Origin of the sequence: Lactococcus lactis (genome assembly GCF_029023865.1) — a bacterium.
GTDB lineage: Bacteria > Bacillota > Bacilli > Lactobacillales > Streptococcaceae > Lactococcus > Lactococcus lactis.
Genome location: NZ_CP118969.1, coordinates 881,014 through 902,134 on the forward strand (window position 1 = coordinate 881,014; position 21,121 = coordinate 902,134).

At 36.1% G+C, this 21,121-nt stretch carries 23 protein-coding genes; 21 read left to right on the top strand and 2 right to left on the bottom strand.

The window, feature by feature from the left end:
- The first annotated feature begins 1 nt into the window (after position 1).
- The 17 genes from PYW37_RS04525 (at position 2) to PYW37_RS04605 (ending at position 14,095) form a co-directional block, all read left to right on the top strand.
- Positions 2-628 (top strand): hypothetical protein, encoded by a 627-nt coding sequence (locus PYW37_RS04525; RefSeq protein WP_023188734.1) that lies wholly within the window; start codon positions 2-4, stop codon positions 626-628.
- The gene (locus PYW37_RS04530; RefSeq protein WP_003130012.1) at positions 612-1,064 is read left to right on the top strand and encodes a hypothetical protein; all 453 of its coding nucleotides are present in this window, start codon (positions 612-614) and stop codon (positions 1,062-1,064) included. The genes PYW37_RS04525 and PYW37_RS04530 overlap by 17 nt, the downstream gene beginning before the upstream one ends.
- A gap of 95 nt (positions 1,065-1,159) precedes the next feature.
- Positions 1,160-1,999 carry a thymidylate synthase gene (locus tag PYW37_RS04535; protein WP_023188736.1) on the top strand — a complete coding sequence of 280 codons (840 nt, stop codon included), beginning with the start codon at positions 1,160-1,162 and terminating at the stop codon, positions 1,997-1,999.
- Positions 2,000-2,105: 106 nt separating this feature from the next.
- Complete coding sequence (locus PYW37_RS04540; protein ID WP_003130017.1) at positions 2,106-2,552, top strand: MarR family winged helix-turn-helix transcriptional regulator; 447 nt, start codon at positions 2,106-2,108, stop codon at positions 2,550-2,552.
- Complete coding sequence (locus PYW37_RS04545) at positions 2,549-3,922, top strand: MFS transporter (protein ID WP_025016695.1); 1,374 nt, start codon at positions 2,549-2,551, stop codon at positions 3,920-3,922. Before PYW37_RS04540 ends, PYW37_RS04545 begins: the two co-directional genes overlap by 4 nt.
- A 222-nt stretch (positions 3,923-4,144) precedes the next feature.
- Entirely contained in the window at positions 4,145-4,897 is a 753-nt protein-coding gene (locus PYW37_RS04550) for an SDR family oxidoreductase (RefSeq protein ID WP_023188738.1), read from the top strand.
- Between the two features lie 14 nt (positions 4,898-4,911).
- Positions 4,912-5,280: a DUF2255 family protein gene (locus tag PYW37_RS04555; RefSeq protein ID WP_023188739.1), complete on the top strand. Its 369-nt coding sequence runs from the start codon at positions 4,912-4,914 to the stop codon at positions 5,278-5,280.
- Positions 5,281-5,306: 26 nt separating this feature from the next.
- Positions 5,307-5,621, top strand: coding sequence for a carboxymuconolactone decarboxylase family protein (locus tag PYW37_RS04560; protein ID WP_021469567.1), 315 nt, complete (start codon positions 5,307-5,309; stop codon positions 5,619-5,621).
- 12 nt (positions 5,622-5,633) lie between these two features.
- Positions 5,634-5,927: an antibiotic biosynthesis monooxygenase family protein gene (locus PYW37_RS04565; RefSeq protein ID WP_023188740.1), complete on the top strand. Its 294-nt coding sequence runs from the start codon at positions 5,634-5,636 to the stop codon at positions 5,925-5,927.
- Between the two features lie 15 nt (positions 5,928-5,942).
- Positions 5,943-6,344 carry a cupin domain-containing protein gene (locus tag PYW37_RS04570; protein ID WP_010906023.1) on the top strand — a complete coding sequence of 134 codons (402 nt, stop codon included), beginning with the start codon at positions 5,943-5,945 and terminating at the stop codon, positions 6,342-6,344.
- A 143-nt stretch (positions 6,345-6,487) separates the two neighbouring features.
- Positions 6,488-7,198 carry a phosphoribosylaminoimidazolesuccinocarboxamide synthase gene (purC, locus tag PYW37_RS04575; RefSeq protein WP_010906022.1) on the top strand — a complete coding sequence of 237 codons (711 nt, stop codon included), beginning with the start codon at positions 6,488-6,490 and terminating at the stop codon, positions 7,196-7,198.
- Positions 7,199-7,420: 222 nt separating this feature from the next.
- A complete protein-coding gene (gene purS / locus PYW37_RS04580; protein WP_025016696.1) occupies positions 7,421-7,684 on the top strand; it encodes a phosphoribosylformylglycinamidine synthase subunit PurS in 264 nt (87 codons plus the stop codon).
- A complete protein-coding gene (gene purQ, locus PYW37_RS04585) occupies positions 7,684-8,355 on the top strand; it encodes a phosphoribosylformylglycinamidine synthase subunit PurQ (protein WP_023188741.1) in 672 nt (223 codons plus the stop codon). Before purS ends, purQ begins: the two co-directional genes overlap by 1 nt.
- Positions 8,356-8,571: 216 nt before the next feature.
- A complete protein-coding gene (gene purL / locus PYW37_RS04590) occupies positions 8,572-10,791 on the top strand; it encodes a phosphoribosylformylglycinamidine synthase subunit PurL (RefSeq protein WP_025016697.1) in 2,220 nt (739 codons plus the stop codon).
- A gap of 111 nt (positions 10,792-10,902) precedes the next feature.
- Positions 10,903-11,748, top strand: coding sequence for an oxidoreductase (locus PYW37_RS04595; protein WP_023188743.1), 846 nt, complete (start codon positions 10,903-10,905; stop codon positions 11,746-11,748).
- Between the two features lie 114 nt (positions 11,749-11,862).
- Positions 11,863-13,362 carry an amidophosphoribosyltransferase gene (purF, locus tag PYW37_RS04600; protein ID WP_023188744.1) on the top strand — a complete coding sequence of 500 codons (1,500 nt, stop codon included), beginning with the start codon at positions 11,863-11,865 and terminating at the stop codon, positions 13,360-13,362.
- A gap of 109 nt (positions 13,363-13,471) precedes the next feature.
- Positions 13,472-14,095 carry a Rossmann-fold NAD(P)-binding domain-containing protein gene (locus tag PYW37_RS04605; RefSeq protein WP_003130037.1) on the top strand — a complete coding sequence of 208 codons (624 nt, stop codon included), beginning with the start codon at positions 13,472-13,474 and terminating at the stop codon, positions 14,093-14,095.
- A gap of 32 nt (positions 14,096-14,127) precedes the next feature.
- Here the strand turns inward: PYW37_RS04605 and PYW37_RS04610 are convergent, their stop codons facing one another.
- Both PYW37_RS04610 and PYW37_RS04615 read right to left on the bottom strand, forming a co-directional pair.
- Positions 14,128-14,715, bottom strand: a complete 588-nt coding sequence (locus PYW37_RS04610) for a hypothetical protein (protein WP_231722502.1) — start codon at positions 14,713-14,715, stop codon at positions 14,128-14,130.
- A gap of 187 nt (positions 14,716-14,902) precedes the next feature.
- On the bottom strand, positions 14,903-15,469 hold the full coding sequence (locus PYW37_RS04615; protein WP_232238901.1) for a hypothetical protein: 567 nt from the start codon (positions 15,467-15,469) through the stop codon (positions 14,903-14,905).
- A gap of 206 nt (positions 15,470-15,675) precedes the next feature.
- On the opposite strand from PYW37_RS04615, the gene PYW37_RS04620 reads away from it, so the two are divergent.
- The 4 genes from PYW37_RS04620 to purN all read left to right on the top strand — a co-directional run bounded on the left by PYW37_RS04620 (position 15,676) and on the right by purN (position 21,054).
- On the top strand, positions 15,676-16,482 hold the full coding sequence (locus PYW37_RS04620) for a hypothetical protein (RefSeq protein WP_023188746.1): 807 nt from the start codon (positions 15,676-15,678) through the stop codon (positions 16,480-16,482).
- Positions 16,483-16,669: 187 nt separating this feature from the next.
- Entirely contained in the window at positions 16,670-19,273 is a 2,604-nt protein-coding gene (clpB, locus tag PYW37_RS04625; RefSeq protein WP_023188747.1) for an ATP-dependent chaperone ClpB, read from the top strand.
- Positions 19,274-19,454: 181 nt separating this feature from the next.
- Positions 19,455-20,477 carry a phosphoribosylformylglycinamidine cyclo-ligase gene (gene purM / locus PYW37_RS04630; protein WP_161934620.1) on the top strand — a complete coding sequence of 341 codons (1,023 nt, stop codon included), beginning with the start codon at positions 19,455-19,457 and terminating at the stop codon, positions 20,475-20,477.
- Positions 20,478-20,505: 28 nt separating this feature from the next.
- On the top strand, positions 20,506-21,054 hold the full coding sequence (purN, locus tag PYW37_RS04635; protein WP_023188749.1) for a phosphoribosylglycinamide formyltransferase: 549 nt from the start codon (positions 20,506-20,508) through the stop codon (positions 21,052-21,054).
- The last annotated feature ends 67 nt before the right edge of the window (positions 21,055-21,121 follow it).

The window sequence follows — 21,121 nt, forward strand, 5'->3', positions numbered from 1 at the left end:
TATGTCAAAAATAGTTAATAACATGACTCCTTTAGGATTTGTAGATAAAAGTAGAAAGAAACGATACTATATCAATCAGAATACAAAAGAAATTTATGTAGCCGAGGAACCTACTCAAAAATCAATAAGTATTATAATGTTTGCGATAATTGTTTTTCCTACTTTTCTTTCTTCTTGGGCTGAAAAGAGTTCTAGAAACTTTTTTATCCATACTAACTTTAAATATAATATTTTAATAATATTTTTGATTTTATTGGTCACACTATCAGTAATTGTATTAGAGATTTTCTTTTTTGAAAAATTGTACACTCATTATGTCAAACGAATAAATTATCAAAAAGAAGAGATTTCACTAGCTATGAAACAAGAAATACTTTCTACGGGAATTAAGATGTGGTATTTTACAAGAGTTTTACTTTTTGTAGTTCCATTTATATTTTTGGGATTAGCCATCAGTTTTATTATGACCTCTCAGTTGACCATACTTGTTTTGACTGTCTGTTTTGCACTGTTAATTCTAATCCTTTTTCCAATTACAAAAAGAACTTTCCAGACAATTGGAATATTAAAAGGACTAGTACAATTATCTAGGAATGTAAAGGATGTAAAGGATGAAAGAAGAGATTGACGAAAATAAAGAAAAAGAAGTGATTCAAAAAGCATATAAATATAATATCTTTCTTGGAATCTGGATTATCGCTGTATTCATCATTTTTTTGCTACAAATAACAAAAATTATTACAGACCAATATTTAACTTTAGGTTTTGGTTTAATTATTTTAATTTATGCGATTGCTCTTCATACCCAAAATCATAAATTAAAAATAAAAAGTATTGCTTCGATTTTAGTATATGGCCTTAATATCTTGAGTGTTATTGGTGTTGTTTTGATTATTTTAGCAAATCAGGCGCATAATCTTTTGGAGTTAGCGGTAGGGGTCTTATTGGGATTGGTGACGCTTATCTTACAAGTTTCAGCTGCTATTTTTGCACTATTGTCAGCGAGAAAATTGCGAAAACTCTATCCTGATATTCTTGATAATAGAAGAAAGAATACAAATTAGTATCTTATTTTTTACAAGTAAATATTTGATAAATGCTATTGAATCAAAATAGCAGACTGTGTTATAATGAAAGGAATAAAAAGATAGGAAGATTCATGACTTACGCAGACAAGATTTTTAAACAAAATATCCAAAATATCCTTGATAACGGTGTTTTTTCAGAAAATGCACGTCCCAAGTATAAGGATGGTCAAACCGCAAATAGTAAGTATGTAACAGGCTCTTTCGTTACTTATGATTTGCAAAAAGGTGAGTTTCCAATTACCACTTTGCGTCCAATTCCAATTAAATCGGCAATTAAAGAATTGATGTGGATTTATCAAGATCAAACAAGTGAACTTGCTATTCTTGAAGAAAAATATGGAGTCAAATACTGGGGCGAATGGGGAATTGGCGACGGTACGATTGGACAACGCTATGGGGCAACAGTCAAAAAATATAATATTATTGGAAAATTATTGGATGGTTTAGCAAAAAATCCTTGGAATCGCCGTAATATCATTAATCTTTGGCAATATGAAGATTTTGAGGAAACTGAAGGACTTTTGCCTTGTGCTTTCCAAACAATGTTTGATGTTCGCCGTGAACAAGATGGTCAGATTTACTTGGATGCGACTCTTATTCAACGTTCAAATGATATGCTTGTTGCGCATCATATCAATGCCATGCAATATGTTGCTTTACAAATGATGATTGCAAAACATTTTTCTTGGAAAGTTGGAAAATTTTTCTATTTCGTAAATAATTTGCATATTTATGATAATCAGTTTGAACAGGCAAATGAGTTAGTTAAGCGAACAGCTTCTGACAAGGAGCCCCGTTTGGTGCTTAATGTTCCTGACGGAACAAACTTTTTCGATATTAAACCAGAAGATTTTGAGCTTGTGGACTATGAACCGGTAAAACCTCAATTAAAATTTGTTTTGGCAATTTAGATTAACCAAAAAGTTACTGACAGAACACTGTCAGTAACTTTTTTATTGATAAAAATTTAAATATTGTTCGTTGACGAACAAAAAAGATTGTGTTATAATAATTCGTATGCGAACTAAAAAAGAAGCAATTGGACGACTTTTAAAAGTTGCCAGCAATCAAATGTCACGAGAGTTTGATAATTTTGCAGCTCAGCTTGATTTGACGGGTCAGCAAATGTCAATATTAGATTTTCTTGGAAACCAGAGTGAAGAAGACTCAGGAAAAGAAATCAGTCAGACGATGATTGAATTAGAATTTAATATCCGACGTTCTACAACAACGGAAATTTTGCAACGTATGGAAAAACGGCAGTTGATTAAGAGAAAAGCGAGCCCAACAGATGCTCGTCAAAAATCAGTTGAATTAACTGAAGAAGGTAAACAATATCTACCTGAAATTAGAACATATATCCAAGGTCATAATCAAAAAGCTTTGGCGGGTTTGTCAGCAGAGGAGATTGCTGCAGTTGAAAAATTTCTTAATAATTTTAGCATGCAGAAAGGAAAAGAATGAACACAGAATTAGAAACAAATACAGCCAATCATAAAATTAGCGCGAAAACGCGCTTTTCAATTGTCGCCGTGGCCCTTGTGGCTTTTATGGGGATATTAGCAGAAACAAGTTTGAATGTCACGTTTCCAACGCTTGAAAAGACCTTCGGACTTCCACTGAGTACGGTTCAGTGGGTAACGACCGCTTATTTATTAGTTGTTGCGATTGTTATGCCAACGAGTTCATATATTAGTCAACGCTTTCAAAATAGGACTTTATTTTTTTCAGGACTAATCTTTTTTACCCTTGGAGATTTACTGAGTTTAATTTCTCCGAATTTTACTATTTTAATGGCGGGACGCTTAATTCAAGGAATCGGGACTGGTATTGCCATTCCATTGATGTTTAATCTTGTCTTAACTAAAATTCCGCGTGAGAGAGTAGGACTTTGGATGGGATTTGCTGGGATGATTTTGAGTATTGCCCCAGCACTTGGACCAACTTATGGTGGACTTTTAACAGGGACTTTAGGTTGGCGAATGATTTTTGCAATTATTTTGATTATCCCAATCTGTCTCTTTCCTTTAGGAGCTTGGGCTATTGAGAAAAGTGAAAAAAAACGTCCAGGTAAATTTGATTTTATTGCTTTTATATTTTTGTCATTAGCAATGACCAGCGCTCTTTTAGCTTTAGATTCACTTTCAAGTGCTCATTTTTCATGGATCTGGTTAGTGGTCTTTATCTTGGGGTTGATTGCTTTTATTTGGCGTTCAAAAACAAGTACATTGAATTTTATTGATATCAATGTTTTTAAGAGCCCAACTTTTACTTTGTCTGTCCTAGTTTATTGTATTTTACAATTTGTCAATTTGGGAATTAACTTTATCATTCCTAACTTCTTACAAGTTTCGTTAGGAGCTACAAGTACATTAGCAGGTTTTTCTTTATTGCCTGGTTCATTAATTGGTTCAGCAGCACAAGGTCCAATTGGTGCGCTCTATGACCGCAAAGGGGCCAAGAAGATTTTATATAGTGGAAATACTGTATTCTTTATCGCTCTTGTTTTATTAACGATTTTTACTAAGAATCTGACTTTACTGGGTGTAATGGGACTTTATGTTGTATTCACAATTGGTCGTTCTTCAAGTTTTGCAACAACCATGACCAATAGTTTAGCTCAACTTCCTCATGATAAAGCTGCCTCTGGTAATGCTTGGTTTACTACAACTTCTCAATTTGCAGCGTCAGCAGGAACGGCTACAGCTAGTCTTATTGCAACAAAATCAAGTAATTTAACAACAGGAACTCAACATGTATTTATGTTTTTCCTTTGTCTTGCTTTGCTTAATTTTGTCTTCTATACTTTGATTTTGAACAAGAAGATAAAATAAATCTGATTAAAAAAGTTTCGTAATGATACGAAGCTTTTTTTATAATTTAATATAGTATACTTAAAAAGCATAATTATTGATATAAAAAGCATTTCACGGCAGGTAAAAATATTTTATAATAAAATCATCGAAAAGATAAAGCAATGTGAAGCTTTTGAGTTGACATGAAGTGAACTTCAAGGAATATAATGAAAACAGAAGTTAAAAATGAATGGAGAAAAAATGTTAAACAATATTGAAAACAAAGTCGTCTTAATCACAGGAGCCTCAAGCGGTATTGGCCAAGCAACTGCTGAATTACTTGCTAAAAAAGGAGCCAAAATTGTACTAGCAGCAAGGCGTGAAAATCGTTTGCAGGAGCTGGCTGATAAAATTAAAAAGGCTGGTGGACAAGCAATCTATCAAGTGACAGATGTAACTAATCCAGAAGATAGTAAAAAGTTGGTACAATATGCGAAAGAAAATTTTGGCAAAATTGATGCTATTTTCTTGAATGCAGGAATCATGCCAAGTTCCCCTTTATCAGCTCTTCATGTTGAAGAATGGGAAAATATGGTTGATATTAATTTAAAAGGTGTACTTAATGGGCTTGCTGCTGTACTGCCTGAATTTACAGCTCAAAAATCAGGACATGTTATCACAACGAGTTCAGTTGCTGGCCTAAAAGCATATCCCAATGGTGGTGTTTATGGGGCAACAAAATGGGCGGTTCGTGAATTAATGGAGGTACTCCGAATGGAATCTGCTCAAGAAGGAACTCATATTCGGACAGCTACTATTTATCCGGCTGCTATAAATACTGAGTTACTGAATACAATCACTGACAAAGATGCAGCAGAAGGAATGACAGCTCTGTATGAACAATATGGGATTAGTCCAGAGGCAATTGCTCGCATTGTTGCTTTTGCTCTTGAACAACCTGAAGACGTTAACGTCAGCGAGTTTACTGTTGGACCTACAACACAACCTTGGTAAGAAAAGGAGAAAAAATGAAAATTGATGTCAAAAAGTTTTCTAAGATACAAGATATTTATATTAGCCCAGACCCGCAACAACATCGTCCTGCTTGGATTTGGTTTGCTTATATTGATGATGATTTAGCGGTAGCAGCAGGTCGCGGAAGGGCATCAAGTTGGTGGAATTCGGCAATGATTTCACGTAAGGGTCAAATTCACATTGACGGGAAAGTCTATCAAGTGGAATTTGAACCTGTGACAGATAAAGAAAATATTGATAAATTTATTGATTCTTATCGACAACGTTCAGGTTATAGCTGGGACCCTGCTTGGGAGAAAAATTTTAGACCGACAGTGATGCGCCTAAAATTTTTGAAGGAACTTGGAAAAAGCACAAGATAAAATAATTAAAAAAATTGGAGGTTTAAATGGAAAAACAAACCGCAGGACATGAACAACTTGGAGAATTTGCTCCAAAATTTGCTGAATTAAATGATGATATTCTTTTTGGAGAAGTCTGGAGTCGTGAAAAAGAACTTTCAGCACATGAACGTAGTGTCATTACGATTACTGCTTTGATTGCTGGTGGAAATTTTGAACAATTAAATTTTCATATGGCAAAAGGAAAAGAAAACGGAATAAGTCAGGAAGAAATTTCAGAAATAATTACTCATCTGAGTTTTTATGTGGGGTGGCCAAAGGCTTGGTCGGCTTTTAATATTGCAAAAAAAATTTGGGAATAAGAGGAGAAAGCTATGACAATTACGGTCAACATTTTGTACCAAGGTGAGGGGGAGAATGCCCGTCTTTTTGCTGACGAAATGGTCAGTTCTGGTCTTGTCTATAAAATACGTCAACAAAGTGGAAATTTACGTTATGAATATTTTGTTCCTTTGGATAATCAACAAGCAATTCTATTGATTGATGAATGGGAAAACCAAGAAGCAATTGACATTCATCATAAAAGTCCGATGATGACAAAAATTGCTGAATTGAGAGAAAAATATCAACTGCGCCTAAAGGTAACGCGTTATCAACAGATTGATTAGAAAAGAGAGAACGAAATGAATAAAAAAGAATTAGAGAATGCACTTATTTTTCCTCAAGGTGAAAAAAATCCTTATGGCGCTTATTTTACTGGCCAATCTTATTTAGAAGGAATGATTGCGGATAAGGACTTGCCCTTTGGTGTGGGAAATGTGACTTTTGAGCCGGGCTGTCGTAATCATTGGCATATTCATAAAGATGGTTATCAAGTTTTATTGGTTACAGCCGGTGAGGGATGGTATCAAGAAGAGGGTAAGGAGGCCCAACTTTTACATGCGGGCGATACAATTGTTACTCATGCAGGAGTTAAACATTGGCATGGAGCGACAAAAGATAGCTGGTTCAGTCATGTGGCCATTACCGCAGGAGAAGCAGTTTGGTTAGAAGAAGTTTCTGATGAACAATATGAAAACTTATAAAATAAAAGAGTATTTCCGAACATTCAGCAAAACCGAACAATAAATTGAAAAAGTTCTAGTTTTATCCGCTAGAGCTTTTTTTATTTGGCTCATTAGAATAGAATAAGAAGCATAAAGAATTCCTTAAATGGATGGAGGATATTGTGGAAAAAGAAAAGTTGCTCTATGAAGGAAAAGCTAAGAAACTGTATTTTACTGATGATTCAGAGGTACTCTGGGTGGAATATTGTGACCAAGCGACTGCATTAAATGGTGCTCGTAAAGAACAGATTACGGGAAAAGGTGCTCTAAATAATCAAATTACTTCATTAATTTTTGAAAAATTAAATGCTGAAGGTTTAGAAACGCATTTCATAGAAAAGTTATCAAAAACCGAACAATTGAATAGAAAAGTTTCAATAATTCCTTTAGAAGTTGTTTTAAGAAATGTTGTTGCTGGTTCTTTTGCCAAACGATTTGGTCTTGAAGAAGGAATTGTTTTACAAGAACCAATTGTTGAGTTTTACTATAAGGATGATGCTTTAGATGACCCATTTATTAATGATGAACATGTTAGATTCCTGAACATTGCAACTTATTCAGAGATTGAATTTTTAAAGAGTGAAACGCGTAAAATCAACGAGATTCTTAAAAAAATCTGGGCTGAAATTGGCTTAACTTTGGTTGATTTCAAACTTGAATTTGGCCGTCTTGCTGACGGAAGAATTATTCTTGCTGATGAAATTTCACCTGATACTTCACGTCTCTGGGATGCGAATGGTCAGCATATGGATAAAGATGTTTTCAGACGTAATATTGGCGATTTAGTTGAAACTTATACTGAAGTTTTGAATTTGTTAGAAAATGCGAAATAAATGAGTTCTAGTTTTTAGGACAGTTCCTCACATCTTATATTAACTGAGTTCGGGCCGCTAAAAGTTCTAAAAATAGGTAGCTACGCTGTCCATTCTTGCTACGCGACTAAAGTCGCAAGGCGAATAGCAACTGGAACCGGCGTAAGCGCAGAACAAGATTTTCCTAATTTTCGTCACTTTTGAACTAGCGTCCCTCATATCTTATATAGAAAGAATTTTAAAATGACTAGAGTACGTGTTTACGTGGCTTACAAAGCCTCAATTCTTGACCCTCAAGCCCAAGCGATTAAAGCGGCAACTCATAAAATGGGTTATCAAGAAGTTACAGAATTAAATGTTGGAAAATTTTTCGATTTTGAATTTGATGCAGAAGCTGAGATTGCTCGCGCAAAAGCAATTGAAATTGCCAATGAATTGTTGGCAAATCCAAATATGGAAACTTATAAAGTTGAAATTTTGAATGAACAAAGCGAAGGAGCTAATTAATGAAATTTGCAGTCATTCAATTTCCAGGGTCAAATTGTGATTTTGATTTACTTTGGGCAATTCGTGATGTTATGGGAGCTGGGGCAGAATTTGTCTGGCATGATGAGAAGTCGCTTGCAGGTTTTGACGGAGTGTTGATTCCAGGGGGCTTTTCTTATGGTGATTATTTACGCTGTGGTGCGATTGCGTCATTTGCCAATATTATGCCGGAAATCAAACGTTTGGCTAAAGAAGGAAAACCGGTTTTTGGCACTTGCAATGGATTTCAAATTTTGGTTGAATCTGGGCTTTTACCGGGTGTATTGATTCGCAATGAGGGTTTGAAATTTGTTTCCAAATGGCAAGCTCTTAAAGTTGAAAATAATCAAAGTAATTTTACGACTGAATATGCCAAAGACGCTTTGATTAATTTACCAATTGCTCACGGTGAGGGTCAATATGTTGCTGACGAAGCTCAGCTTGCTGAACTTAAAGCAAATGGGCAAATTATTTTCACTTATGCTGACGAAAATCCAAATGGGTCAGTTGAAAATATTGCTGGAATTGTCAATAAAGAAGGAAATGTGCTTGGGATGATGCCTCACCCTGAGCGGGCTATGGAAGAACTGCTTGGTGGGGCTGATGGAGTACATTTGTTTGCTTCTGTCTTGAAAAACTTTGTTGGAAAATAAAAAAATTACTGACAGAATTTAGATTTTAAAAAACGAATCTGTCAGTAAATTTGTAATTTGAAATAATTGAATTCAGAGCGCTGAAAGCTTTTAAAGTAGAGAATATACAAGTTGCATTTCTATTGGAACGTATATTCTTTAGACTACTAATGCAGTAAATTGTGTAGTTTTCTACGTTTTTAAGCAAGCGTTTCTCATATCATATAGGAGAATAACATGACTTTGGAGATGTCACCAGAACAGATTCAAGAAAGCAAAATATACCGTGAGTGGGGACTGACGGATGAAGAATATTTGAAAATCAAGGATGAGATTCTTGATGGCCGTTTGCCAAACTTTACGGAAACTGGGATGTATGCCGTGATGTGGTCAGAACATTGCTGCTACAAAAATTCAAAACCTGTCTTAAAAAAATTTCCGACGACTGGGCCACAAGTCTTGATGGGGCCTGGTGAAGGAGCTGGGGTTGTGGATATTGGTGATGATTTAGCGGTTGTTTTCAAAGCTGAATCTCATAATCATCCATCTTACGTTGAACCTTATGAAGGTGCAGCAACTGGTTCTGGTGGTATTATTCGTGATATTTTTTCAATGGGAGCTCGTCCAATTGCAATTTTGGATAGTTTACGTTTTGGGCCAATTGACAATGGTAAAACACGTCATATTGTGGACCAAGTGACAGCCGGGATTGCGGGATATGGAAACTGTATTGGAATTCCGACGGTTGGTGGCGAAGTAGCCTTTGATGAATCTTACGCTGGAAACCCTTTGGTGAATGTCATGTGTGTGGGTTTGATTGAACATAAACGCATACAAAAAGGACAAGCTAAAGGTGTAGGGAATTCTATTTTTTATGTCGGAGCGAAAACAGGACGTGACGGCATTCATGGGGCGTCTTTTGCTTCTAAAGAATTTGGTTCTGGTTCAGAAACACAACGTTCAGCGGTTCAAGTCGGTGATCCATTTATGGAAAAATTATTGCTTGAAGCTTGTATTGAAGTCATTCAAAATCATGGCGATATTTTAGTCGGAATTCAAGATATGGGAGCAGCTGGATTGGTTTCATCTACATCAGAAATGGCTTCAAAAGCTGGGTCAGGTCTGCGTCTTAACTTGGATAATGTGCCTCAGCGTGAAACAGAAATGATTCCTTATGAAATGATGCTGTCTGAGTCTCAAGAGCGTATGGTGCTTTGTGTCAAAAAAGGACATGAACAAGAAATTATTGATTTATTTAAAAAATACGACCTTGATGCTGTGAATATTGGGCAAGTGACTGATGATGGCTTTTATACGCTTTATCATAAAGGGGAAATGGTGGCTCATGTTCCAGTTGATTCATTGGCGGAAGATGCTCCAACTTATTACCGTGAGGCAAAAGTTCCTGAGCGAATTCAAAAATTTACTGACAGCGAAAAATATCTTCCAGAAATTACTGACAGCTCTGTCATTGAAATTTTCAAAAAACTTTTGGCTCAACCGACAATTGCTAGCAAGAAATCAATTTATGAAACTTATGATTCGCGCGTGATGACCAACACTGTTGTTGCACCAGGCTCAGATAGCGCAGTTTTACGAGTGCGTGGCACTAACAAGGCACTTGCGATGACAACAGACTGTAATGCTCGCTATCTCTATCTTGATCCAGAAAAAGGAGGAGCAATCGCAGTTGCTGAAGCGGCTCGTAATATCGTGGCCTCTGGTGGAAAACCGCTTGCGATTACTGACTGTTTGAACTTTGGAAATCCGGAAAAACCAGAACAATTTTGGGAATTAACAACGGCGGCTGACGGAATTTCAAGTTCTTGTTTGGCTCTTGATACACCGGTTATTTCAGGAAATGTTAGTCTTTACAATGAAACAAACGGTTCAGCTATTTTACCTACGCCGATGATTGGAATGGTTGGTTTGATTGAGAATGTAAAAAATATTACGACTCAAGAATTTAAAAAAGCAGGTGATTTGATTGTTTTGGTTGGTCAAACCTTTGATGATTTTTCAGGTTCTGAACTTCAAAAAATGCTGACAGGAGAAATTTCTGGCAGAATTGATTTTGATTTAGAAACTGAAAAAATCAATCAAGATTTTGTTTTAAAAGCAATTACTGACGGATTGGTCAGCTCAGCACATGACTTGGCAGAAGGAGGATTGGCGATTGCTCTAGCTGAATCTGCTTTTGCAAATGGCTTAGGCGTTGATGTGAAAGTTGATTTAACCAATGCCCAATTATTCTCAGAAACGCAAGGTCGCTTTATACTCTCAATTTCACCAGAAAATCAAGCTACTTTTGAAAAATTACTGACAGAAAGTTCTGTCAGTGGCGAAGTAATCGGAAAAGTTACTGACAGCGGAATTTTGGAAATGAATGAACTTTCTATTTCTACTGATGAAGCTGTCAGCATTTATGAAGGAGCGTTGCCAGCTCTGATGAAATAAAAGTTGATATAGATGTCTTTTTTTACTTAAAATTAATAAAAATCATTTACTTTACACTAAAGAAACAAAGAAGTATAATTTTGTTATATTTAATCGAAAGAAGGTTTCAAAATGCAAAAAGATGAAGTATGGCTTGTTACTGGAAGTTCAACGGGTTTTGGTAGAGCTTTGGTTGAAGAATTAATTGCTCAAGACTATAAAGTAGTTGCTACTGCTCGCCAATTATCAACTTTGTCAGAGCTTCCTGACAAAGAAAATATTTTAAAAATAAGTCTTGATGTGACGAAAGGAGATTCTATTCAAAAAGCTGTTGCTGAAACAATCGCTAAGTTTGGACGAATCGATGTTCTGGTTAACAATGCAGGATTTGGCTATTTTGGTGTCATGGAAGAATCTGATCAATCAGCAGTGCGTAAGATGATGGACACAAACTTCTGGGGAGCGAATGATATGACCTTAGCGGTTCTACCATATATGCGTAAACAAAAATCGGGGCGTATTCTAAATACGGTATCCCGTGGTGGACTGACAACAACCGAAAACCTTTCTTATTATCATGCTACAAAATTTGCTATGGAGGGACTTTTTCAAACGCTCCGAAAAGAAGTTGAACCTTTAGGAATTTTTGTGACAAATATTGAACCTGGTTCTTTTCGGACAGATTGGGCAGGGCGTTCTAAAGAGAGTGCGCCAGATAAGTTTTCAGATTATGAAAAGGCGCATAAACTGCTTGAACATCTAAATTCATATTCTGGCACTCAGGTAGGGAATCCAGCATCGGCAGCCAAAGCATTTATCAAAGTTTCCAAACTTGAAAATCCACCAATGCACTATCTTATGGGCAAAGATGCTTACCAACTTTCTAAACAAGTTTTTGAAGAAGCTCTTGCCGAATTTAAAAAATATAAAGAAGATGCCAAGCATCTTGATTTTGGAGATGAAGATTATTGGAAATGATTTTTCCGAACAATTAACTTGAAAAAATTAAAAAAGTCCTATTAGGACTTTTTATTTCCAAACAATATAGATAGAATTAAAATATAATAAAAGAATCGATAGAGGGAAAAAATTATGTTTGGCAAAGAACAGACGCTTGATTTAATAGTGTTGAGGAAGAATTCGTCCAATGAAAATAGTTGGTGGCAACAACATCCAGATGACGAACGATCTCATTTAAATGAAGAATGTGGACTTTTCGGTGTTTGGGGACATCCTGATGCCGCTCGCCTGACCTATTTTGGACTTCATGCTCTCCAACATCGTGGGCAAGAAGGTGCAGGGATTTTGGTCAATAATAATGGCAAACTCAATCGTCATCGTGGTCTGGGTCTGGTCACAGAAGTTTTCCGTGATGAAAAAGATTTGGAAGAGCTGACAGGCTCAGCAGCCATCGGTCACGTCCGTTATGCCACGGCTGGTTCAGCGAATATCAATAATATTCAACCTTTCCAGTTTGAATTTCATGACGGAGCACTTGGGCTTGCCCACAATGGAAATTTAACCAACGCCCAATCATTGCGCTGTGAACTTGAAAAATCAGGGGCAATCTTCTCCAGTAATTCAGACACAGAAATCCTCATGCATTTGATTCGCCGTAGTCATCATCCAGAATTTATGGGCAGAGTCAAAGAAGCGCTCAATACGGTCAAAGGTGGCTTTGCCTATCTCATTATGACTGAAAACTCAATTGTCGCAGCCCTTGACCCTAATGGATTTCGACCACTCTCAATCGGAAAAATGAGCAATGGTGCGCTCGTTGTGGCCTCAGAAACCTGTGCTTTTGATGTCGTTGGCGCCACTTGGATTCAAGATGTTCAACCCGGTGAAATCATTGAAATTAATGATGACGGCATTCATGTGGACCAATTTACTGACAGCATCAACATGACCATTTGTTCAATGGAATACATCTATTTTGCCCGTCCTGACAGTAATATCGCTGGAGTTAATGTTCATACTGCCAGAAAACGTTCAGGAAAAATTTTAGCCCAAGAAGCCCAAATTGATGCTGATATTGTCATCGGTGTTCCTAATTCATCACTCAGTGCTGCTTCAGGCTACGCTGAAGAATCTGGCTTGCCTTACGAAATGGGCCTGATTAAAAATCAGTATGTGGCAAGAACCTTCATTCAACCAACTCAAGAACTTCGTGAACAAGGCGTTCGCATGAAATTGAGTGCTGTTCGAGGTGTTGTAGAAGGAAAACGCGTCATTATGGTTGATGATAGTATTGTGCGTGGGACAACCAGCCGTCGCATTGTCAAACTCCTCAAAGACGCAGGCGCCGCTGAAGTTCATGTGGCAATCGCCAGTCCCGCTCTCAAATATCCATGTTTTTATGGCATTGATATTCAAGATCGTGATGAACTCATCGCAGCTACACACACGACTGATGAAATCAAAGAAGCTATCGGAGCAGATAGTCTGACCTATCTCAGCCAGACAGGACTTGTCAAAGCGATTGGTCATGATAAACTTTGCTTGTCATATTTTGATGGCGAATATCCAACGCCGCTTTATGATTATGAAGCTGACTATTTGGAATCGTTAGCGAAAAATAGCGTGAAATAGAAAACTAGAGGATTCACTCTAGTTTTTTTAGCTAAATTCTAAAGCGATTATTTTAGATTACTCCTTTTAATATGTTAGGATAAGAAATAATAGCAAGTGAGGTGAGCAAATGATTATTACAATAGTTGGAGGAACAGGACTAGTTGGCCAAGGTATTTTCAAAGAGCTTGCTCAAGTTGTGGATTATGAATTACACAGTTTATCAAGAAATGGTAAATCTAAAGATAATCTAGTTGAGCCAGTCCTCTATCATTCCGCTAATCTAAATGAAACCGGTGATTGGCAAGAACTTTTACAAAAATCAGATTGGGTGATTGATGCGGTAGGAATTCTATTTCCAAGTAAATCAAAGGGAACAACTTATGAAAAAAATAGTATTCAACCAGCAAAAATAATTATTGATACAATAGTTAACTCAGAAAATCAATGTCTTTTTATTTCGGCAAATGATGGTCCTTTTTTTATGAATGACTATATGAGAGCTAAAAAAGAAGTGGAGGCTTATGGTCAAAAACGTTTGAAATCAAGATTTGTTTCTGTTTTTCCAGGAATTGTCTATGATGCTTCACGAAAAAGCAGTTATTTTCCAGCACGCCTATTGGAACCACTCATAAAAATTCCAATTTTTTCTTTCTTAAAAAGTTATCGTCCAATTAAACGAAGTCAATTTGCTAAAGAGATTCATAAAATTATCGAAGGAAAAGAAAGTTCACTGACCTCTCGTATTAAATAAAAAACTCATGTTTAGACATGAGTTTTTCTAATTTACTTTGATTTTTTAAGAAGTGGAACTATTTTTGGATAAATAAGATAGGCGATGATAATTAAGATAATCAATGACGTAGCAATAAGATTCCATGATTTCATTAGTTCAATACTTCGAGCTGTAGGAATAGGGGTTGAAGTAATAACGAACAGGGTCTTGATTGATAAGCCGTTTTTCATGATGATGAGTGAACCTAAAAGCATCAACAAAAATTGGTGAAGAATACTTCCGATATTTTGAATGGTATATTTTACCCAGATCCGTTTATCTTCAACGATATTAATAGTACTTTCATAGTCTTGAGTTAAGCTTGAATTTAAACTTCCTTTGAATAAGCTAGTAAGGAATAAACCTAGAGCAAATAGAGGACTAAAAACAATCAAAAGTAAACCTAGAAAAATGCCGATTAAAGAGTAGGTTTTGACATTATTTCCAAGTAAATTTTTGACCTTAGAGGCAAAGACAATTCCTAAAACATAAGGAAGATAAAACTGTAAAAATAAATGCTGATGACCATAAAAACCAGCGACATACAAAGAACAAAAAAGAAATAAATAATTTCCCACTGCCCCATTAATAGCTGTCAAATATGATAATTTACGAGGGATATTTCTTTGAATTTTATTTTTGAAAAAATTCGTAGCGACAATATAGAGAGTGACCAAAAAGAAAAATCCGAAAATGAAATAATCAAATTCTAAACTATTGGCAAGTAATCGACTTGAACGTAATAGAAAGAGGCAAACAAAAAATAAAGCAAATAAAATAAGATATTTATATGAAGCTTTTTTCTAAATCATTTGGATCAACTTTGTAATTGTCCAAATTTCCAACTAATTGGAAGGAGATAAGATAAACTATTCCATAGAAGACAAAGAACAGGGGATATTTTAGAGAAGGGGATAAGACAAAAGAAAAGCCAAGGGCTAAAAATAAAAGTAAGCTAACTAAGGTTTTTCCTTTGATAAGCTGGTTAGTATTTTTTAGATAATAATTTACCGAAGTGTTTGACATCGGCAACCAAGCTGCACTCACTCCTAAAAGAATACCGGATAAAGTATAGAAAGGAAAGTAGAAAGAACCAATAAAACCAAGTAAGCAACCAAGTAAACCGGCATACAATGAAATTTTTAAAAGACTATAGCTGTTAATTCTTGTTTTTATTCCCCTTATAAAGAATACGCCAGTCATTCTGAAAGTATAAAAGAGCAAAAAAGGAAGGAGGGCAAGAAGCGAGGTTCCTTTTGCAATTTGAATAAAAATCATGAATGGAAGGACAATAATTGTATTACTTAATATTAAGAGGGCAGACTTTCCCAAAGAATTTAGATGTTGAGTCATTTTTCTCCTATCTTTTCTATTTTGACATCTAAATCCATTATAAGGCAAAGTGTATTAAAAAGACAGCTTCACTTTTTTTGATAAAAATCTAATAAGAGACTTCTTCCGTTTTTTTGTAAAACTAAAATATTAAATTGACAAAAAATTAACAAAAGAATATAATATTAGCAACATAATAATAACGCTTTCAAAGGAGGAAGTAAATTATGAAAAAAATATTATTGGCTATATTAATAGTTGGAACCACCATCGCTGTGGGATTTCGAGTGAGTGCCGATAGCCTGGTTTATCGTCTATATAATCATAATACCGGAGAGCATTTTTATACTACAAGTGCAACTGAACGAGATTTTGATATTAAGGTTGGTTGGACTGATGAAGGATTAGGTTGGGTAGCGCCAGATAAAGGGACAACGGTTTATCGGATTTATAATCCCAATGCTGTGGGTGGTGATCATTATTACACAAAAAGTAAGTATGAAGCGCAGTCTTTGGTAAATAAAGGCTGGAAGTGGGATAATCAAGGAAAAGCAGTTTTTTATTCAGGCGGAAATTTGCCGATATACGTTGCTTATAATCCCAATGCCCAATCTGGTGCCCATAACTACACTGGTAATTCAAATGAAGAAAATAACTTGATTAATATTGGTTGGAAATATAAAGCAGTCGCTTGGAATGCTGTCAGTTTGTCAGTAAATCCTTCAAATAATTCTTTGCAAGAACTCGCTGATGGGATGAATGCAGAAAGTTCAAACATTATTTCTGAAAGTGGAGGAATTTTTACTAAGGCAATCGTTACTGTCAGTGGTAATACACTCGTTATTACTTTTACACTTTCTCAAAATATGGGAGTGGTCAGTCCTGATGAAATAGTAGGAATGAAAAATAATTTAGCATCCCTATTTAATGAAAACGAATCTATTTTTAAAAGTATAGGTATTGCCAACCTTTCAGTTAGATATAATTTTAAAAATCCTGACGGAAGCTTAGCAGCAAGCATTGCTTATCCATGAAATAACTGATTTTACTTATAAATATTAAAACTACTGACAAAAAATTGTCAGTAGTTTTTGTATATAATAAAAGTCAAAAAAACGAATCAAAAAGTTTGACCATTACTGACCAAAGTATTATAATTAGAATGTAGTGAGAAAAAGATAATAATCACTACTAACTATGAAATCGAAATGAGGTGTTTTTATGGACATCGAAAAAATGACAACAACGATGCAAGAAGCACTTGGTTCAGCGCAACAAATTGCGCAAGTTCGTCATCACCAAGTGATTGAAGTTCCACATTTATGGCGAATTTTTGTTCAACCTAATAGTTTTGGGGCGAACTTTTATAAAGATTTAGGGATTGACCTAGATGACTTTACAAATTTAATTGAAAAAGAAATTGACAAAATTAATTCAGTAGAAGGTTCAAATATTACTTATGGTCAAAACCTAAGTCCAGATTTGTTCCAAATATTTACTGAAGCAGACAAAATTGCGCAAAAAATGGGCGATGAATACTTATCAACTGAGATTATTCTCCTTGCCCTCTTTGAATTAAAACAAAATCCATTGACCAGTTATTTGGTTAGCCATGGACTAACAAAAGCAAAAGCGCAAGCTGCAATTGAAAAATTACGCGGAGGTGATAAAGTGACCAGTCAAAATGCAGAAGAAACATACAAAGCACTTGAAAAATATGGGGTAGATCTCGTTGCTCAAGTTAAATCAGGTAAACAAGATCCTGTCATTGGACGTGATGAAGAAATTCGTGATGTCATTCGAGTGCTTTCTCGTAAAACAAAAAATAACCCCGTTCTTATTGGTGAACCTGGGGTTGGTAAAACAGCCATTGTTGAAGGATTGGCACAAAGGATTGTCAGAAAAGACGTTCCTGAAAATCTGAAAGATAAAACAATCTTTTCACTTGATATGGGTGCCCTGATTGCAGGAGCGAAATATCGTGGTGAATTTGAAGAACGTTTGAAAGCAGTCCTTAATGAAGTGAAAAAATCAGATGGACAAATTATCCTCTTTATTGATGAACTTCATACGATTGTTGGTGCAGGTAAAACAGAAGGTTCAATGGACGCTGGGAACCTTTTAAAACCAATGCTTGCACGTGGTGAACTCCATTTGATTGGGGCAACTACCTTGGATGAATATCGTAAATACATGGAAACAGATAAAGCACTTGAACGTCGTTTCCAAAAGGTATTGGTTACTGAACCTACTGTTGAAGATACAATTTCAATCTTGCGTGGTCTAAAAGAACGTTTTGAAATTCACCATGGAGTGACCATTCATGATAATGCTTTAGTCGCAGCAGCAACCCTTTCAAATCGTTATATTACTGACCGATTTTTACCAGATAAAGCCATTGACTTGGTTGATGAAGCCAGTGCAACAATTCGTGTAGAAATGAATTCACTCCCAACTGAACTTGACCAAGCTAATCGTCGCTTGATGCAATTAGAAATTGAAGAAGCGGCCCTCAAAAAAGAACGAGATGATGCTTCTAAGAAACGTCTTGAAATTATACGTGGTGAAATTGCTGAACTTCGAGAAGAAAATAATCAACTCAAAGCTCAATGGGAAGCTGAGAAAAAAGAAGTGGGCAATATTTCTGAAAAACGAAATGAATTAGAACATGCTCGCCACGAATTGGAAGAAGCTCAAAATGAAGGAAACTTAGAAAAAGCAGCAGCCCTTCGTTATGGTAAAATTCCTGAAATTGAAAAAGAACTCAAAGCTATTGAAGAAAAAGCAAAATCAGATGATTTATTTTTAGTTCAAGAATCAGTCACTGAAGAACAAATCGCTGAAGTGGTTGGACGCATGACAGGTATTCCAATTACCAAATTGGTTGAAGGTGAACGTGAAAAATTACTTCACTTGCCAGAAACACTGCATCAAAGGGTCGTTGGACAAGATGAAGCTGTTGAAGCCGTATCTGATGCCATTATCCGTGCGCGTGCAGGAATTCAAGACCCTAATCGTCCACTTGGCTCATTCCTCTTCCTCGGTCCAACTGGGGTAGGTAAGACCGAACTCGCGAAAGCTTTGGCTGAAAATCTCTTTGATTCAGAAGAACATATGGTTCGGATTGACATGAGTGAATATATGGAAAAACACTCTGTCTCTCGGTTAGTCGGAGCACCTCCAGGATATGTCGGTTACGATGAAGGAGGCCAATTGACTGAAGCCGTTCGTCGTAATCCTTATACAATCATCTTGCTTGATGAAATCGAAAAAGCACATCCAGATGTCTTCAATATCTTGTTGCAAGTTTTGGATGACGGCCGTTTGACGGACTCTAAAGGTGTTCTCGTTGACTTTAAGAACACAGTGTTGATTATGACTTCAAATGTCGGTTCTCAATATTTGCTTGATAATGTTGGAGAAAATGGTGAAATTTCGGAAGAAACAACTGAAAACGTGATGGCTCAACTTCGGGCACATTTCAAACCAGAATTTCTAAATCGAATTGATGATACCATTCTTTTCAAAACATTGGCACTTGAGGATATTAAGAATATTATCGTTAAAATGACTAGCCAACTTTCACATCGTCTTGAAGAAATGGATGTTCAACTTGAGTTGAGTGAAGAAGTAAAAGTTTGGATTGCCGAAAATGCTTATGAACCAGCTTATGGTGCACGTCCACTCAAACGTTATTTGACAAAAGTCATCGAAAATCCATTAGCTAAGCTGATTATCGGCGGAAAAATTCCACCAAAATCAAAAGTTATTGTAACGCTTGTAGATAACAAGATTGACTTTGATATTCAAACGATTGCTGAATAAATAGAAAAAACCGTTAGCTGATGCTGGCGGTTTTTTATATTTGATAGACAATTACAGTTGAAATGATTTGTTATTTCCGAACGATTCAATCGAAAAGTTTCAGTACTACCCGCTGGAACTTTTTTTATGTTTGAAAATCATTTAACATGGAAGTAGAATAAAATAAATCAGAAAATGGAGAATGACAGTGTCTGAGAATGCGTATGCAAAATCTGGGGTAGATGTAGAAGCAGGGTATGAGGTGGTTTCTCGTATTAAGAAGCATGTGGCTAAAACCGAACGTTTGGGTGTGCTTGGGGCACTGGGTGGTTTTGGTGGAAGTTTTGATTTATCTGTGCTTGATGTGAAAGAGCCTGTATTGATTTCGGGGACAGATGGTGTGGGAACTAAATTGATGTTAGCCATTCAAGCAGACAAACATGACACGATTGGGATTGATTGCGTAGCCATGTGCGTCAATGATATTATTGCTGCTGGGGCTGAGCCATTGTATTTTTTGGATTATATTGCTACAGGGAAAAATATTCCTGAAAAATTGGAGCAAGTTGTGGCTGGAGTGGCCGAAGGTTGCTTGCAAGCAGGAGCAGCTCTGATTGGTGGAGAAACAGCTGAAATGCCCGGAATGTATGATGAAGATGATTATGATTTAGCTGGTTTTGCTGTGGGTGTGGCTGAAAAATCACAATTAATTGATGGCGAAAAAGATGTGGAAACGGGCGATGTTTTGCTTGGTCTTGCCTCATCTGGGATTCATTCTAACGGATACTCTTTGGTTCGGAAAGTTTTTGCTGACTTTGATTTGAATGAATCGTTGCCTGAACTTGACCAATCTTTGATTGATTCTCTTTTAACTCCGACAAAAATCTATGTCAAAGAGCTTTTACCCTTGATTAAACAAAATAAAATAAAAGGGATTGCTCATATTACAGGCGGAGGATTCCATGAGAATTTACCAAGAATGTTCGGAAATAGCTTGTCAGCTGAAATTGTTGAAGGTTCTTGGAATGTTTTACCAATTTTCAATGCTCTTGAAAAATATGGGGATATCAAACATGAAGAAATGTATGAAATTTTCAATATGGGAATTGGAATGGTAATCGCTGTTGCTCCTGAAAATGCTGAAGCTCTCAAAAAAGAGTTGAATGCATTTGAAATTGGTAAAATGGTCAAAAGACAAGATTCAGCAGTAGTGATTAAAAAATAAATTTTTTTCATTGAGAATAGGGGATAGCGTGAAAATTGCAGTATTTGCATCAGGAAATGGCTCAAACTTTCAAACACTAGCTGAACAATTTCCAGACCAAGTGAAATTTGTTTTTTCAGACCATCATGATGCTTATGTACTTGAACGTGCTGAGCGATTAGGGGTGGCAAAGGCAAGTTTGGAGTTAAAAGAATTTTCTTCAAAAGTGGATTATGAGAAGGCTTTGGTGGAAATTTTAGAAGACCAAGAAATTAATTTAATTCTCTTGGCGGGCTACATGAAAATCATTGGTGCGACGATGTTATCAAAATATAAAGGAAAGATAATCAATGTTCACCCTTCTTATCTTCCAGATTTTGCTGGTTCACCTCATGCGATTGAAGAATCACATGAGGCAAAAAAGGGGTTGGGAATCAGTATTCATTATGTTGATGAGGGTGTTGATACTGGGGAATTGATTGCTCAAATCCCGCTCGCTTATCACGAAGATTTAGAAGTCTATGAGCGTTCTGTTCATGAAGCAGAGCACAAGCTCTATCCAGAAGTCGTTCGCCAAATTATACTTCATCAGCAATGATGAAGTTTTTTTCTTACGTTTTAGCTTAATAAAAATAAGAGAAAATTTTCAGTTCTTTTAAGAAAAT

Coding starts and splice junctions, on each gene's coding strand:
- PYW37_RS04525 (WP_023188734.1), top strand. CDS start 2: ATGTCAAAAATAGTTAATAACATGACTCCTTTAGGATTTGTAGATAAA.
- PYW37_RS04530 (WP_003130012.1), top strand. CDS start 612: ATGAAAGAAGAGATTGACGAAAATAAAGAAAAAGAAGTGATTCAAAAA.
- PYW37_RS04535 (WP_023188736.1), top strand. CDS start 1,160: ATGACTTACGCAGACAAGATTTTTAAACAAAATATCCAAAATATCCTT.
- PYW37_RS04540 (WP_003130017.1), top strand. CDS start 2,106: ATGCGAACTAAAAAAGAAGCAATTGGACGACTTTTAAAAGTTGCCAGC.
- PYW37_RS04545 (WP_025016695.1), top strand. CDS start 2,549: ATGAACACAGAATTAGAAACAAATACAGCCAATCATAAAATTAGCGCG.
- PYW37_RS04550 (WP_023188738.1), top strand. CDS start 4,145: ATGTTAAACAATATTGAAAACAAAGTCGTCTTAATCACAGGAGCCTCA.
- PYW37_RS04555 (WP_023188739.1), top strand. CDS start 4,912: ATGAAAATTGATGTCAAAAAGTTTTCTAAGATACAAGATATTTATATT.
- PYW37_RS04560 (WP_021469567.1), top strand. CDS start 5,307: ATGGAAAAACAAACCGCAGGACATGAACAACTTGGAGAATTTGCTCCA.
- PYW37_RS04565 (WP_023188740.1), top strand. CDS start 5,634: ATGACAATTACGGTCAACATTTTGTACCAAGGTGAGGGGGAGAATGCC.
- PYW37_RS04570 (WP_010906023.1), top strand. CDS start 5,943: ATGAATAAAAAAGAATTAGAGAATGCACTTATTTTTCCTCAAGGTGAA.
- purS (WP_025016696.1), top strand. CDS start 7,421: ATGACTAGAGTACGTGTTTACGTGGCTTACAAAGCCTCAATTCTTGAC.
- purQ (WP_023188741.1), top strand. CDS start 7,684: ATGAAATTTGCAGTCATTCAATTTCCAGGGTCAAATTGTGATTTTGAT.
- purL (WP_025016697.1), top strand. CDS start 8,572: ATGACTTTGGAGATGTCACCAGAACAGATTCAAGAAAGCAAAATATAC.
- PYW37_RS04595 (WP_023188743.1), top strand. CDS start 10,903: ATGCAAAAAGATGAAGTATGGCTTGTTACTGGAAGTTCAACGGGTTTT.
- purF (WP_023188744.1), top strand. CDS start 11,863: ATGTTTGGCAAAGAACAGACGCTTGATTTAATAGTGTTGAGGAAGAAT.
- PYW37_RS04605 (WP_003130037.1), top strand. CDS start 13,472: ATGATTATTACAATAGTTGGAGGAACAGGACTAGTTGGCCAAGGTATT.
- PYW37_RS04615 (WP_232238901.1), bottom strand. CDS start 15,469: ATGACTCAACATCTAAATTCTTTGGGAAAGTCTGCCCTCTTAATATTA.
- PYW37_RS04620 (WP_023188746.1), top strand. CDS start 15,676: ATGAAAAAAATATTATTGGCTATATTAATAGTTGGAACCACCATCGCT.
- clpB (WP_023188747.1), top strand. CDS start 16,670: ATGGACATCGAAAAAATGACAACAACGATGCAAGAAGCACTTGGTTCA.
- purM (WP_161934620.1), top strand. CDS start 19,455: ATGACAGTGTCTGAGAATGCGTATGCAAAATCTGGGGTAGATGTAGAA.